This is a genomic window from Trinickia sp. LjRoot230, assembly GCF_964253315.1.
In the GTDB taxonomy this organism is placed as follows: Bacteria; Pseudomonadota; Gammaproteobacteria; order Burkholderiales; family Burkholderiaceae; genus Trinickia.
In genome coordinates, this window is record NZ_CAXUQX020000001.1 from 3,848,316 (window position 1) to 3,863,066 (window position 14,751).

Genomic DNA, 14,751 nt, shown 5'->3' on the forward strand with positions numbered 1-14,751 from the left:
CTTTTGGAATTACAGGGCGTCTGCCCCCGTCTCTCCGGTACGAATCCGGATGACCTGTTCGATCGGCGTGACAAAAATCTTGCCGTCGCCGATCTTCCCCGTGCGTGCTGCGCGCTCGATTGCCTCGATGGCCTGATCGACGATGTCATCGGACACGGCGGCCTCGATCTTCACCTTCGGCAAGAAATCGACCACGTATTCCGCGCCGCGATAGAGCTCGGTATGACCCTTTTGGCGCCCGAACCCTTTCACTTCGGTCACCGTAATGCCCGAGACGCCGATCGCCGACAACGCTTCGCGCGCCTCATCCAGCTTGAACGGCTTGATGATTGCGGTAATGAGCTTCATGAAAATCCTCTTTTTCGTTGCGAGAACCCGTTGCCGTGCGGCCGATTGCCGTGCCGGCCGCGCCGGACGACCGCCGCGCAAACCGCAGCGCCGGCCGATGCGGGTGCCAGTAGAGCAACTTGTGTGCCAGTATTCAATCGCATTGCCGTGCCGCCAGGCACGCAATCATCGGTGTTCCGCTTGGCCGAATAGCCAACGTCGAGCCCCGTTGCTGGCGCGGCCCATCGATCGTTGCTAGAGTGTTCGCACAAGCAGCACTCTGCGCGCGCACCATTGGCGCTCATAGCTGGCGTAATAGACGCATCGAATGCACCGTGAGAGATCATTCGTGCGTTATAGACGTTACTTTTCGATTCATCTGCACTTTTTTTGTGCGGAAAAGGGGGAGTCATCATGAAGCAACCGAACGATTTCTTTCAGGATTTTCAGGCGCGCATGAGCGACCTGCTCAAGCATTCGCCGGCGAAAGACGTCGAGCGCAATGTGAAGGCAATGCTCTCGCAAGGGTTTTCCAAGCTCGATCTCGTGACCCGCGAGGAGTTCGACACGCAAGCGCAAGTGCTGCTTCGCACGCGCACACGGCTCGAAGAACTCGAGCGGCGCGTCGCAGAGCTCGAGCAAAAGCTCTCCACCACGCAGGAATCGTAAGTCCCGCTCAAGGCTCGCTCGAGCCGTCCTTTTAGCCCGCGCGCCGGCCTTGCAAACGGCGTGCGGTGCGAATCGCACAAGGGGCGGGCGCCGAAGTTCACGCCCCCTCCTTCATCCCCGGAGAACACATGTCGCTTGCCGTGGTGCGCTCGCGCGCGCCGGCTGCCGGCCGCGCGCCTGAAGTGACCGTCGAAGTCCATCTTGCCAATGGGCTGCCGTCGTTTTCGATCGTCGGGCTACCCGATTTGGAGGTGCGCGAAAGCCGTGAGCGCGTGCGCGCCGCCCTGCAAAACTGCGGCTTCGATTTTCCGGTGCGGCGCATTACGGTCAACTTGGCGCCCGCCGATCTGCCGAAGGAATCGGGGCGTTTCGATTTGCCCATTGCGCTTGGCATTCTCGCGGCAAGCGGACAAATTCCGGTTGCCGCGCTCGGCGAGCGCGAGTTCGCGGGCGAACTGTCGCTAAGCGGTGCACTGCGGCCGATGCGCGGTGCCTTCGCAATGGCATGCGGCACGGCGCGGCGCAATCGTCAGGCGCCGGCCGGGAACGGCGGCGGCACGGACGATACACTATGCGAAAACCGAAGCGGGGAGGAAGCGAAAGCCCGCTGTGCGGACGAGCGAGCGCGGCCGCCCGAGCTTTATTTGCCGCAGCAAAGCGCGCGCGAAGCAGCGCTTGTGCCAGGCGTGCTGGTCTACGGCGCGGCTGATTTACCCTCGTTGTGCGCCCATTTGGCGGGGGCGGCGAACGGGCGTTTGCACCCGCTGGCGGACGTCGCGATCGAGGTTCCCGCAGCCTCCGCCGAGCCCGACATGGCTGACATCATCGGCCAACAAGGCGCGCGCCGCGCGCTCGAAGTGGCGGCGGCCGGCGGCCACCATATGTTGATGGTGGGGCCGCCGGGCGCCGGCAAATCGATGCTCGCAGCGCGCCTGCCGGCGCTGTTGCCTCCGATGACGGACGATGAGGCGCTCGCGTCAGCCGCGCTGCTGTCGGCGAGCGTGCTCGGCTTTTCCCCATCCCAATGGCGCCGCCGCCCCTTTCGCTCGCCGCATCATTCGTCCAGTGCGGCCGCGCTCGTCGGCGGACGCAATCCACCTCAGCCGGGCGAGATCACGCTCGCGCACCTCGGCGTGCTGTTTCTCGACGAGTTGCCCGAATTCGATCGGCACGTGCTTGAAACGCTGCGCGAGCCGCTCGAAGCCGGGCGCATTACGGTGTCGCGGGCCGCGCAACAAGCGGAGTTTCCGGCCGCCTGCCAACTCGTGGCGGCCATGAACCCGTGCCCGTGCGGCTGGCGCGGCGACCCGGCCGGACGCTGCCGGTGCACCCCGGAGATCGCCACCCGGTATATGCGCAAGCTTTCCGGGCCGTTACTCGACCGCATCGACATCCAGATCGAGTTGCCCGCGCTGACACCCGCCGAACTCTCGGCGCGCGCGCACGAGACGGGTGAGCCGAGTGCCTCGGTCGCGCGTCGCGTCGCTGCGGCACGGGAGCGTCAGCAGGCGCGCCAAGGAAAGGCGAACCGGGACCTGAGCGGGCGCGAAGTCGATGACGTCTGCCACCCCGACCGGGCCGGCGAGTTGTTGCTGCGGGAAGCAAGCGAGCGCTTCGGCTGGTCGGCCCGCGCCTACTATCGCGTGCTCAAGGTCGCGCGCACGATCGCGGATTTGGCGGGGGACGAAATGCCGAACTCCGGCCATGTGGCGGAAGCCATTCAATATCGGCGTGTCATGGCGGCACCGTAGCGTATGACGGCGCTTGCTGGAGCCGTACGAGACGGTATGAAGCGATCGTCGCGTCACAAGCGGCCGAAAAAAACCTGCTCGCGCTTGACTTATACACATCCGCATCGGCGACGATGTGCAAGCATTGATCTAAGGATTCAGTCGAAATTGAACCGCTATCTCTTTGAATTTTCGGCATTTTAATCGATGTATCGGCTATATACGCACTCGATCTATGCATTTTGGACGTGGTTCTGGTTTGCACACGCAATGGTTTTCAACAAACTTATCCACAGGCGTTGTGGATAGCCTTGAAAAACCGCTACGAATCCGAGTACTAGCCACGATTGTTCGCATCGAACTTCCAGTGTTCACTGCGCTCGCCGTGCTTGTTCCCGCTCAAAAGAGCTTGAAAGACCGAAAGAACTGATCGGTCTGCTCCTCACGGGGTGCCTCGTCGGCGACGATAGTCGCCTGGTAGACATGCCTGCCGCGGGCAACCAACCAAGCGTGAATCGTCTTGCGTTCGCGTTGAGCGCCTGCAACACCGCTGAGCACGAGTTCGAGCGCCGGCACCTTGCCGCCGCCGGCAAGCGATACCTGTGCGGGTCGGGCGTCGGCGTCGGCCGCCGCGCCGACATTGCGGGCGAGCCCCGCGCGCAAAGCATCGAGCACGCGCTGCTGCAGTTGCGGATCATCGGCTGGCAACACGATTGCGCCGATGGCAAACACTGCGCCCTCCGTATGCGCGGCGCGCACTTCCATCGGCATCGTCATGCCCGCGATGTCGATTGCTCGTTCGTCGATCATCGGCTTGGCCGGTAGGTCAATCTCGTATCCGTTGGCGTTGTCCGAGACCGTTCGCCAATCGTAGGCCGGCGAGCAAGCGACCAAGGTCAAACTAGTAAGCAAGAGCGTTGCCGCGGTGGCGGTGGCAAAGCAGCAGCGAATCAGTGAGGACATGTGGGTAGAGATAACGACGAGGTAGATCCCGGCAGGTGCATGGCAGATTCGGCGCGCCGAATGGCGGGCGGCACGCGAAGGCTCGATTATCCGCCAAGACGCGCGCTCAAAGACGTCAGCGCGCCGGCACGCGCGATTGGCGGTAAAATTGCGACGCCGCGTTCTTGCGACACCCGCACGCGATACGTTTTCGTGTGTTTTGTTTTGTTCGCGCTCGCGCGCTTTTGAGATTGCATCCGGGATTGCACCGATGAGCCAGACCCCTGCCTCCCCTACCAGCCGCCGCGCTTCGTGGCGATATATCGCGCTGGCGCTTGCCGCGGCCGCTCTTGCGGTGGCGGGCTACTTCACCTTCGGTACGTCGCAGCGTGTGCCAGACGCAACGTTCACGCTGTTATCGGGCCAAAAACTTTCGACAACCGATCTGAAAGGCAAGGTCTATCTCGTCAACTTCTGGGCGACGAGCTGCACCACCTGCGTGAAGGAAATGCCGCAGATGGTCAACACCTATAATCGCTTCAAGGGTCAGGGGCTCGAGTTCGTAGCCGTCGCGATGAACTACGACGCGCCGATGTATGTCGCGAATTACGCGCAAACGCGTCAGTTGCCGTTCAAGGTGGCAATGGACGACGGAAGCGCGGCAAAGGAATTCGGCAACGTCCAGTTGACCCCGACTACGTTCGTCATCGACAAGAACGGCACGATTCTCAAGCGCTATGTTGGCGAGCCGCAGTTCGCCGAGCTCGATCAACTGCTGCAAAAAGCACTCGGCGCCTGAACCAGCACGCCGCCCGGGCGCATTGCCCGATGGTAACGGGTGGTAACGGTCAACTCTCTTTACCCGTCTCACCGCGCTCGGCGAGACCATATCGCTTGATCTTCTCGTAAAGCGTCGCCTTGCCGATCTGCAACTGGTCGGCCGCGGTGGCCACTGCACCGCCGGCCGCCCCGAGCGCGTCGGCAATCGCAGAACGCTCGAACTGCTCGACGCGCTCCTTGAGCGACGTACCGGGCCCGACGGCTTGGCTGGGATCACCGCCGATCGCACCGGGTGCATCGGCGATGCCCAGCACGAACCGCTCCGCAGCATTGCGCAATTCGCGTACGTTGCCAGGCCACTCCTGCTCCATCAGCCGCACGCGCTGGCGCTCGGTCAACGCCAGCGCCGGCCGCTCGTAACGCACGGCTGCTTCCAGAACGAAATTCTCGAAAAGCGGCACGATGTCTTCGCGTCGCTCGGCAAGCGGCGGCAAGCCGATCGTCACGACGTTGAGCCGGTAAAGCAGATCGCGCCGAAAGGTACCCGCCGCCACGTGTTCGGCCATCTCGCCTTTTGCGGCCGCGATCACACGGCAATCCACGCGAATCGGCTGATTCGAGCCGAGCCGCTCGAGCACCCCATCTTGCAGTACGCGCAACAGCTTCACCTGCAGTGCGAGCGGCATGCTCTCGATCTCGTCGAGAAAGAGCGTGCCGCCCGAAGCGTATTCGAGCTTGCCGATACGGCGTTTGGCCGCGCCCGTGAAAGCCCCGGGTTCGTGGCCGAACATCTCGGACTCAAACATCGACTCGGGTAACGCGCTGCAATTGACGGCGACGAACGGCTTCGCCCGACGCGGCGACAGCTCATGCAAAGCGCGTGCGATGAGTTCTTTGCCGGCGCCCGTGTCGCCGTTGATCAGCACCGAAGCATCGGTGGGCGCCAACTTCGTAATGAGTTGCCGGACCTGTTCGATAGCCGCGCTGCGGCCGATGATGCGCGGCACCAGTGCGTCGCGCTCGGCGAGATCGCGTCGCAGAGCGAGATTTTCGAGCACGAGGCGCCGCCGCTCGAGCGCGCGTCGCACGGTATCGATCAAACGTTCGGCAGCGAACGGCTTTTCAACAAAGTCATAGGCGCCGTCGCGCATCGCCTGGACTGCCATGGAGATATCGCCGTGCCCCGTCACGAGCACCACGGGCACGTCGGGCAACTGCTCGTGGCAATGCTGGAGCAATTCGAGCCCGCTCGCCCCCGGCAACCGGATGTCGCTCACGATCACGCCGGGCCCCGCGCCGGCCAGCGCCGGCTGAGCCGCTTCGACGGACGGAAAGCCGACCACGTCGAAGCCGGCCAGTTGCAGGCTTTGCACGCTCGCGCGGCGCACCAGCTCGTCGTCTTCGATGAAAATCACCTGAAGACCGTCGCTCTTCGTTGCTGTTGGGGTGGCTGTCGCTGTCATGCCGCTTGTCGCAAAAATTGGAAGTACTGAGTCAATACACACAACCCCGCTTCGGCCTAAGTATGGGAGTGGGACGCAATCGCCCGGCGCAGCGTCAGCACAAAAGCTGCGCCGCCCTCTGGCATATTGCGCGCGCTTAGCGCCCCACCGCAATCCCGTGCGATCGAAGAAGCGATCGCAAGACCCAGTCCCAACCCTTGCCCCATGCCTTTCGTCGTAAAGAAGGGCTCGAAAAGCCGCGGCAGCACATCGGCGGGAATGCCTGGCCCATTGTCGCGCACCGTGATGGAAAGCGTGGCAAACGATGCATCGACGTCGATGGCGATACGAGGATGGGCCGTCTCGCCCACTGCGTCGAGCGCGTTTCCGACCAGGTTGATGAGCGCCTGTTCGAGGCGCAAATCGTCGCAGTACGCAACGAGCCCCGGGTAATCGGCCGACAGATCGAGCGATTCGGAGGTGGCGCCATGAGCCGTTTCTGTGTCGCGGATGCTGACGTCGAGCGCGACGGTCTTCAGCCGCACTTGCAAGACATTCAGTGCGTTGCTGAGCGCGCGCGCAACCTGCGCGCGAGCAGTGCGCGGTTGCGCACGGCCGACGAACAGCTTCAGTTGGTTGGTGATCTTGCCCATGCGCTCGGTCAACGACGAAATGGCCTCGAGGTTTTCTCGTGCCGAGACCTGGTCGCCGCGCTCGAGCAACACGCGCGTATTGTCAGAAAACGCGCGCAGCGCGGCGAGTGGCTGATTCAGTTCGTGCGTGATACCCGCCGCCATTTGCCCCAGCGCGGCCAGCTTGCTGGTCTGCACCAGCTCGTCGTGGGCGGCGCGCAACTCGCTTTCCGCGCGCGTGCGCTCGCTCACCTCGGTCTGCAAGCGCGCGTTGGCTGCGGAAAGGTCAGCGGTTCGTTCGGCTACGCGCTCGTTCAGCTCGGCATAGGCTGCCTGCAGCATCGCCCGGCCTCGCATCATTTCCCGCAGCCGCGCGCGACGCGTGCGCCAGTAAAACACCAGCAGGCAGGCCGAAACAAAGCCGAAACCCACAGCCGCCGTGGCATTGCGCGCATCGGCCACCACGGGATCGATGGGAGACAACGAAATCACCTGCCAGGCCGGCACCCGGAGCGCACGGCGCGTGGCGAGATAATGCGGCCCAAACCGCGCATCGCCCACTCGCACGATTTGCGCGTCGCGGTTGAGCACGCGCACGGGCGCGATCGGCAATGGCGTGAGAGACTTCCGCGCATACTGGCGAGCCTGGTCGATGGTCTCGCTGATCGAGGCGGGCAGCGGCGCCGTAGCGCGATACTTCCAGGCCGGAACCGACGACAAAAAAATGACGCCGTGATTGTCAGCAACGAGCAAGGGCTCGTTTTCGTCGTTGCCGGGAAACCATTCGAGATTGAGTTTGACGACGGCCACGCCGATGATGCGGCCATCGCGATAAACCGGCTCGGAGACGAAGTACCCAGGCACGTGCGAAACAGTACCGATGCCAAAAAACCGGCCGGCATCGCCTTTCATCGCATCGACGAAATACGGCCGGAACTGGTAGTTGGAACTGACGAAGGTGTCGGCCTGGCTCCAGTTGCTTGCCGCCAGGCATAGGCCGTCGGCGCGAACGATGTATGTAACCGTCGCATGCGCGTGGCGGTTGGCGTCTTCGAGGTAGCGGTTGGCGCGCGAGATGGCCTCGGGCGTCGGGTGCTCGAGGGCCTCTTGGACAAGCGGATGGCTGGCAAGCAGGTAAGACAGCGACTCGTAGCGATCGAGCGTGTCCTTGAGGGCGTTTGCCGTGCGATCGGAGCGCACGGCCGCTTGCTGCTGGAGATCGTCGATGCCACGCCGCCAGGCCACGCGCCACGTGAGTACACAGACCACGGCCAGCACCGCGGCGAGCGCGAATACGACGACAAGGCGGCGGCGCTTCACAGTGGCGGATTCCGGGCGATGACGAGGAACCATTGTGGCATAGCGCGCGAGCAATCCGCCGGCGCCGGCCCGGCGGCCGGCGCACTGCCGCTCATCAAGCGCTTGCTACTTCCGTCACCTCGGCGGCGGCACCGCCGCGCAGCACGCGCGCGAGTTTGGCGCGATCGAGCTCTTTCTCCCACGCCGAGACGACGACAGCGGCCACGCCGTTGCCGACGATGTTCGTGAGCGCGCGGCACTCGCTCATGAAGCGGTCGATACCGAGAATCAGCACCATGCCCGACAGCGGGATCGTCGGCACGACAGCGAGCGTGGCGGCAAGCGTGATGAAGCCGGCACCGGTTACGCCGCTTGCGCCCTTCGACGTCAGCATCGCCACGGCAATCAGCGTGAGCTGCTGCGTCAGCGTGAGGTCGGTGTTCGTCGCCTGGGCAATGAAGAGCACCGCCATCGTCATATAGATATTCGTGCCGTCGAGATTGAACGAATAACCGGTAGGGACGACGAGGCCGACCACCGAACGCGAGCAACCGAGCTTCTCGAGCTTTTCCATCAACTGCGGCAACGCCGCTTCGGACGAGCTCGTGCCAAGCACGATCAGCATCTCTTCCTTGATGTAGGCGATGAAGCGAAGAATGTTGAAGCCGACGAGCCGCGCGATGGTGCCAAGCACCACCAGCACGAAGACAATGGCCGTCAGATAGAACGTGCCGATCAGCTTCATCAGCGGCAGCAGCGAGCCGATGCCGTACTTGCCGATCGTGAACGCCATCGCGCCGAATGCACCGATCGGCGCGAGCTTCGTAACGATGCGCACGATGCCGAACAGCACATGCGAGAGGCTTTCGATGAAGTTCGTCACGGGCTTGCCGCGCTCGCCGATGGTAGCGAGCACCGAGCCGAAGAGCAGCGCGATCAACAGGATCTGCAGAATCTCGCCTTGCGCAAACGCGTCGGTGAACGTCTTCGGAATGATATGCATGAAGAAGTCGACCGTGCTCTGACCGTGCGCCTTCGAGGCATACGAGGCAACCGCCTTGCCGTCGAGTGTGGCGACATCGACGTTAAAGCCTGCACCCGGCTTGAGCAGGTGAGTGCTAATCAAGCCTAGCAGCAGCGCAAACGTCGACACGATTTCGAAGTACAGAAGGGCCTTGCCGCCGACGCGGCCCACCTTCTTCATATCTTCCATCCCCGCGATGCCCGTTACGACCGTGCAGAAGATGATCGGCCCGATTACCATCTTGACGAGGCTGATGAACGCGTCGCCAAGCGGTTTCATGTCGATGGCGAGCTTGCTGGCAAAATGGCCGAGCAGCACGCCCGCGATGATCGCCGCAATCACCTGAACGTAGAGGATGCGATAAAACGGTTTCTTGAGCGGGGGCATTGCCTGTCTCCTTGCTTGGATTAATGAGTAGGCCACTTCGGGCGCGGGTCACTCGTTTGCAAGGTTGATGCCAGTGCGAGAGAGGCTTAATGCCTTTGATTTTTAACGACTTTTTCAGAATGCCGAGGCTCGCGATTCCGGCGTGCTGGAATCGCCCCCGGCGTCGATCCGGATAACCGGACGAAGTAGTCTGCCCCCTTTCGAAACTGCCTCGTCGGTTTGTCGATTTCCCGTCAGCCTGAAGCCGGCGAGTCGGATTAGTTTCGTCGGATCGGGACAAACCCGACCCACAAGCCGAACAGCTGATCCGCTCGTAGAAGGGCGCGGCGCAGGGCGTTTTGCTCCTCACGGGTAGGGGGTGTCCGACGCGGCATGATGCTGGCGTTATCGCTCTCGTGGTTTGGGAAGTCCCCGTCAGGGCCATCCGACAGGTTCAACTCGCCCAGCAAGAAGCGACGGCCAGCCCCCTGGGGGACGAGATCGTAGAGCAATGCGGGCAGCGTGCAATCCATGAGGCCGCTCCATAAGCCTCATAAATGCAGCACATTGCGGCCATTAACCCTCGATACGCCTCTTATAAGTGTCTTTTAGCGAGTCAGTGGCTGGCAGCTTCAACGCTCTCAGACGTTAAATATCCACCGTCACGCCCGCGCCGTGCGCCTGCAGATCGGCGTGATAGCTCGATCGCACCATCGCACCCACCGCCGCATGCGTGAACCCCATCTTGTACGCTTCGGTCTCGTACATTTTGAAGATATCCGGGTGCACGTAGGCACGCACCGGCAGATGATGTTCCGAGGGCTGCAGATATTGGCCGATCGTCAGCATGTCGACGTCGTGCGCACGCAAGTCACGCATCACCTGGAGAATCTCTTCCTCCGTCTCACCGAGCCCCACCATCAGGCCCGATTTTGTCGCCACATCCGGATGCTGCGCCTTGAAGTCCTTGAGCAGCTTGAGCGAGTGCGCGTAGTCCGAACCGGGGCGAGCCTCCTTGTACAGACGCGGCACGGTCTCAAGGTTATGGTTCATCACGTCAGGCGGCGCGCTCGTGAGGATCGACAGCGCGCGATCGAGCCGTCCGCGAAAATCGGGCGTCAGAATTTCGATACGCGTTTGCGGCGACAGCTCACGCACCTTCGCAATACATTCGACGAAATGCGCCGCGCCGCCGTCGCGCAAATCGTCGCGATCGACACTCGTGATCACTACGTACTTGAGCTTGAGCGCCGCAATCGTCCGTGCAAGGTTGAGCGGCTCGTTGGCATCGAGCGGGTCCGGGCGGCCGTGGCCAACGTCGCAAAACGGGCAGCGCCGCGTACACTTGTCGCCCATGATCATGAACGTGGCCGTGCCCTTGCCAAAACACTCGCCGATGTTCGGACAGCTCGCTTCCTCGCAGACGGTATGCAAGTTGTGCTCACGCAAGATCTGCTTGATCTCGTTAAACCGCGAACTGCCCGTCGCCGCTTTGACGCGAATCCACTCGGGCTTCTTCAGCCTTTCGATCGGCACGATCTTGATCGGGATTCGAGCAGTCTTGGCCTGCGCTTTTTGCTTCGCGCTGGCGTCGTACGGTGCGGTGGCGCTATCGCCTGCGTTGGCGGTGCCCGCCGTGGCGGAACCGGTCGGTTGGGCGTGAACGTCTGTCATTCGGTAGGTCCAGTCGGTAAACAAGGTGCGCAAGGGGCGCGCAGCGCATGCGGGGCACGTGAGGCGAAGGCGGCGTCGAAGTTGGCCGCAAGGCGGGTGGCAAGCGTGCCAGCCACGTCGCGCCAACCGGCGGTGACGCCAAGCGTCGCCATATCGACGGTTTCGAGCCCGGCATAGCCGCATGGATTGATCGCTAGAAACGGGCGCAAATCCATACTCACGTTGAGGCTTACGCCGTGATAACTGCATCCGTTGCGAATCTTGAGGCCCAGCGCCGCGATCTTCGCGCCGGCGTGCGTGCCCGCAGCCGGCCCGGGCGCCACGTAAATGCCAGGGGCGCCCGCCCGGCGCTCGCCGGCGAGATTATACGCCGCGAGCGTCTCGATCACGGCTTGCTCGATGAGCGTGACCAGTTGGCGCACGAGCAAATCGCGCCGGCGCAGGTCCAACAGCAAATAGGCGACGACCTGGCCCGGGCCGTGATAAGTGATCTGCCCCCCGCGATCGACCTTGACCAGCGCGATAGCCGGATCAGCCGCAAGCAGATGCGCGGGGTTGCCGGCTTGACCCAGCGTAAAGACGGGCGGATGCTCGACGAGCCAGATTTCGTCTGGAGTGGCCTCGGTGCGCGCATCGGTGAACGCGCGCATCGCGGCGAAGCTCGCCTCGTACGGCTCGAGCCCGCGCCAGAGCACATTGAACGCTGGGCGGTGACCATGACCGCGGCCAAGGTGTTCGCGAGCCGCGGCCGGCACCGTCTTTTCGGGTAAGACAGACGACGGGGCAAGCAATTCGGGACTCGACGCGGCACACATGATGTGCGGCAGTTTACAGGAATCGGCCCAATGACGCCGGACCTCATCCGCGTTCCTCCGAGTTCGCCCGGGTGGGCGGGGGCTATCGCTCCCCGCCTGCGGCACCGCTCACACCGTGCGCAAACCGCCGCGCCAACGGTCACTCACGCGCTGCGCGAGCGAACCGAGCCACGCCCCCATCATTGCGGTGGGCGCAAGCGGCGCCACGAACCGCACCCGCGCGGCCTCTTGGCCATCAACGCTGAGCCACAGCCGCTCGCCACGCCGCAGATGCAGCGCGCCACCGGGACGCAGCCAGTAATCCTCGACGTCGTTGCTGCGCGTGGCCCACACCGCCGCACCCTCGACCGTCAGCCGCGTGCTGTGAGCAATCATCATCGGAACCGTTTCGCCCGGCTCGATTTCGAACGTGATGCTTGAGGAGATTTGTCGCATGATCGTTTCCCGTTAAGTGCCTTCGATGACTAGAATCGTAGGCGCGCACAGGGTGTGCGTAAAACGATCAATTCTCACGGCTATGTGAGCTGGATTCACAATGAACCTGCGACAACTGCCCCCGCTGAACGCACTCAAGATGTTCGAGGCCGCCGCCCGCCACCAGAGCTTTTCGCGCGCGGCCGACGAGCTTTTCGTCACCCATGGCGCGGTCAGCCACCAGATACGCGCGCTCGAAACGGAGCTCGGCGCGGCGCTCTTCGCGCGCGACGGCAAGCGCGTGCGGCTAACGGAGACGGGCAGCCGCTACGCCAAAGCCGTGCGTGCGGCGCTGATGGCGCTGGCCGATGCCACGCACGACGTCCGGGCGGCCGACCGTGAGCGCCGCCTCATCGTTTCGTCGGCGTCCTCGTTTTCGGCTCGGTGGATTACGCCGCGCATCGGCAGCTTCATCGAGCGCAATCCACAGATCGACGTCGAACTGGTGTCGACCAACAATCTGACCGATTTCTCGCGCGATGATGTGGATGTGGCGATTCGCTACGGCGGCGGCCACTATCCCGACCTGCATGTCGAGCCGCTGCTCGACGAGGTTTTTTTCCCGGTGTGCGCGCCGACCTTCAACGGTGGCAATTTGCCGAAAACCCCGGCCGACCTGGCAGGTGCCCGCCTGCTGCGCTCGGACGACGAGTTGTGGCGGCCATGGTTCGACGCCGCGGGGCTCGCGAACGTCAGCGAGCCGCGGCGCGGCGTGCTTTATCAGGATTCGTCAAATCTTGTGCAGGCGGCCGTCGACGGGCAAGGCATCGCGCTGTTACGACGCTCGATTGCGATGCACGAGATTGCGGCCGGCCGGCTTGTGCATTTGTTCGATATCGATGCGACAACCGAGGCGAGCTACTACTTCGTGTGCCCGCCATCGTTGCTGCCGAGCGCGCGCGTGCAGGCGTTCCGCACCTGGATCTTCGCCGAAGTGAAGCGCTTTCGCGCGTATTACGAGAAGGCCTGCTGGAACGAGGCGCGCACCGATGTCGATAGTTCGCTCGCAGCGGCCGGCACGGGCTGATGCCGGCCACTCGCCGCCAAAACGCCTACAGAACGACCGACACCATCGGGTGGCCGGTAAGCGCGCGATAAATATCGTCGAGTTGCTCGCGGCTCACGGCACGCACCGTAATCGTCAAGCCGGTGTAGTTGCCGCCGCTCGACGCGCGCGTTTCGATGCGCGACGCATCGAAACTTGCGTCGAACGGGCGAACTGCCTCGACGATGGTTTCGGCGAAGTCCGGGTGCGCGCGCCCCATCACCTTGATCGGGAAATCGCACGGAAACTCGAACAGCGAATCGCTCTCCGGACTCATTTCGTTTCGCTCCTTGGCCGTCACTTCTTACTGAACATCAGCATCAGCGAATCCCACACGCGGCCACCGATACCGGCTTGCGGCACCGCCTTGAGCGCGACGATCGGGAATTGCGCGAGCGCCTTGCCGTCCGCCACCATCTGCACCGTCCCCAGTTGCTGCCCGTCGGCGATCGGCGCAATGAGCGGCGCATTCAGCGTAACCTGCTGCTTGACCTTGTCGCCCATGCCCCGCGGCAGCGTGATGTACTGGTCGCTCTTCACGCCGACCGGCACGCTGTTCGCCGCGCCCTTGTAGACGCGCGGTGTTTGCACGACTTGGTTCGCCTTCACGAGGCGAACGGCGTCATACGCGCTGTAGCCGTAGTTCAGCATTTTCATGCTGTCCTGTACGCGCTCATGCTCCTTTTGCTCGCCCATCACGACGCTGACGAGCCGGCGCGATGCATCCGGCACGCCCGGCAGTGCACGCTTGGCCGACGCGATCAGGCAATAACCGGCCGCCTGGGTGTGCCCCGTTTTGAGGCCGTCGACGGTCGGATCGAGCCACAACAGACGATTGCGGTTCGGCTGCTTGATCTTGTTATAGGTGAATTCCTTGACCGCGAAGATGGCGTAGTACTCGGGGTAATCGCGAATCAGATGGGCTGAGAGCGTGGCGAGGTCGGCTGCGGTCGTGTAGTGCTGCGGATCGGGCATGCCGTTGACGTCGGCATAGTGCGTGTTCTTCATGCCGAGCTTGGCCGCTTCGGCGTTCATCATGTCGACGAAATGCGTTTCCGTCCCGCCGACGAGTTCGGCCAGCGCGATTGCGGCGTCGTTGCCCGACTGCACGATCATGCCGTAGACGAGATCGTGCACCGTCACAGGCTTTTCGGCCTCGATGAACATGCGCGATTCGTCATTGCGCACGCGGCGCACCGCGAGGCTCGGCGTGACGACCTGGTCCATCGAAATCTTCTTGGTATGCAGCGCTTCGAAGACGAGATAAGCCGTCATCAGCTTGGTCAGCGACGCCGGTTCCACCCGCTCGTTGGCGTTGCCCGAGACGAGCACCTGGTTGCTCGTGGCATCGACGAGCGCCCACGAGCGCGCGGTGACCGCCGGCGGCGGCACTTGCGCGAAGACAGCAGGCGCATAGGTCGCAGCCGCCAACGCGGCGGCGACAGCAAAACTTAGTTGCGCGAAGCGAACCATCGAGGGGCGGACGACAGGCGAAGCCAACGGCGACGTGCCGGAAAAGGAAGAGCGCATAG

At 63.1% G+C, this 14,751-nt stretch carries 14 protein-coding genes; 4 read left to right on the top strand and 10 right to left on the bottom strand.

Features of this window, described 5'->3' with window-relative positions; genetic code table 11:
- Window positions 1–9: 9 nt before the first annotated feature.
- A complete protein-coding gene (locus tag ACSQ20_RS17555) occupies window positions 10–348 on the bottom strand; it encodes a P-II family nitrogen regulator (RefSeq protein ID WP_020566534.1) in 339 nt (112 codons plus the stop codon).
- Between the two features lie 393 nt (window positions 349–741).
- Here ACSQ20_RS17555 and ACSQ20_RS17560 point away from each other — a divergent pair, with 393 nt between their 5' ends.
- Both ACSQ20_RS17560 and ACSQ20_RS17565 read left to right on the top strand, forming a co-directional pair.
- Entirely contained in the window at window positions 742–996 is a 255-nt protein-coding gene (locus tag ACSQ20_RS17560) for an accessory factor UbiK family protein (RefSeq protein WP_436022166.1), read from the top strand.
- 128 nt (window positions 997–1,124) lie between these two features.
- Complete coding sequence (locus ACSQ20_RS17565; protein ID WP_436022168.1) at window positions 1,125–2,747, top strand: YifB family Mg chelatase-like AAA ATPase; 1,623 nt, start codon at window positions 1,125–1,127, stop codon at window positions 2,745–2,747.
- Between the two features lie 378 nt (window positions 2,748–3,125).
- Here the strand turns inward: ACSQ20_RS17565 and ACSQ20_RS17570 are convergent, their stop codons facing one another.
- The gene (locus tag ACSQ20_RS17570) at window positions 3,126–3,689 is read right to left on the bottom strand and encodes a hypothetical protein (protein WP_436022170.1); all 564 of its coding nucleotides are present in this window, start codon (window positions 3,687–3,689) and stop codon (window positions 3,126–3,128) included.
- 250 nt (window positions 3,690–3,939) lie between these two features.
- Between ACSQ20_RS17570 and ACSQ20_RS17575 the strand changes: the two genes are divergently transcribed.
- Window positions 3,940–4,467 (top strand): TlpA disulfide reductase family protein, encoded by a 528-nt coding sequence (locus ACSQ20_RS17575; RefSeq protein WP_436022172.1) that lies wholly within the window; start codon window positions 3,940–3,942, stop codon window positions 4,465–4,467.
- Window positions 4,468–4,516: 49 nt separating this feature from the next.
- Here the strand turns inward: ACSQ20_RS17575 and ACSQ20_RS17580 are convergent, their stop codons facing one another.
- From ACSQ20_RS17580 to ACSQ20_RS17605, 6 genes are all read right to left on the bottom strand, one after another.
- Entirely contained in the window at window positions 4,517–5,911 is a 1,395-nt protein-coding gene (locus ACSQ20_RS17580) for a sigma-54-dependent transcriptional regulator (RefSeq protein ID WP_436022174.1), read from the bottom strand.
- Between the two features lie 56 nt (window positions 5,912–5,967).
- Window positions 5,968–7,875, bottom strand: a complete 1,908-nt coding sequence (locus tag ACSQ20_RS17585; protein WP_436022176.1) for a sensor histidine kinase — start codon at window positions 7,873–7,875, stop codon at window positions 5,968–5,970.
- A 61-nt stretch (window positions 7,876–7,936) separates the two neighbouring features.
- Window positions 7,937–9,232, bottom strand: a complete 1,296-nt coding sequence (locus tag ACSQ20_RS17590; protein WP_436022178.1) for a dicarboxylate/amino acid:cation symporter — start codon at window positions 9,230–9,232, stop codon at window positions 7,937–7,939.
- A gap of 627 nt (window positions 9,233–9,859) precedes the next feature.
- Window positions 9,860–10,885 carry a lipoyl synthase gene (gene lipA / locus ACSQ20_RS17595; RefSeq protein WP_436022180.1) on the bottom strand — a complete coding sequence of 342 codons (1,026 nt, stop codon included), beginning with the start codon at window positions 10,883–10,885 and terminating at the stop codon, window positions 9,860–9,862.
- On the bottom strand, window positions 10,882–11,700 hold the full coding sequence (gene lipB / locus ACSQ20_RS17600; protein WP_436022182.1) for a lipoyl(octanoyl) transferase LipB: 819 nt from the start codon (window positions 11,698–11,700) through the stop codon (window positions 10,882–10,884). Before lipB ends, lipA begins: the two co-directional genes overlap by 4 nt.
- Window positions 11,701–11,808: 108 nt before the next feature.
- On the bottom strand, window positions 11,809–12,135 hold the full coding sequence (locus ACSQ20_RS17605) for a DUF2917 domain-containing protein (protein WP_436022184.1): 327 nt from the start codon (window positions 12,133–12,135) through the stop codon (window positions 11,809–11,811).
- 100 nt (window positions 12,136–12,235) lie between these two features.
- On the opposite strand from ACSQ20_RS17605, the gene ACSQ20_RS17610 reads away from it, so the two are divergent.
- A complete protein-coding gene (locus ACSQ20_RS17610) occupies window positions 12,236–13,201 on the top strand; it encodes a transcriptional regulator GcvA (RefSeq protein WP_436022186.1) in 966 nt (321 codons plus the stop codon).
- A gap of 25 nt (window positions 13,202–13,226) precedes the next feature.
- Here the strand turns inward: ACSQ20_RS17610 and ACSQ20_RS17615 are convergent, their stop codons facing one another.
- Window positions 13,227–13,520 carry a DUF493 family protein gene (locus ACSQ20_RS17615; RefSeq protein WP_436022188.1) on the bottom strand — a complete coding sequence of 98 codons (294 nt, stop codon included), beginning with the start codon at window positions 13,518–13,520 and terminating at the stop codon, window positions 13,227–13,229.
- Window positions 13,517–14,692 carry a D-alanyl-D-alanine carboxypeptidase family protein gene (locus ACSQ20_RS17620; RefSeq protein WP_436023210.1) on the bottom strand — a complete coding sequence of 392 codons (1,176 nt, stop codon included), beginning with the start codon at window positions 14,690–14,692 and terminating at the stop codon, window positions 13,517–13,519. The genes ACSQ20_RS17615 and ACSQ20_RS17620 overlap by 4 nt, the downstream gene beginning before the upstream one ends.
- Window positions 14,693–14,751: the final 59 nt, after the last annotated feature.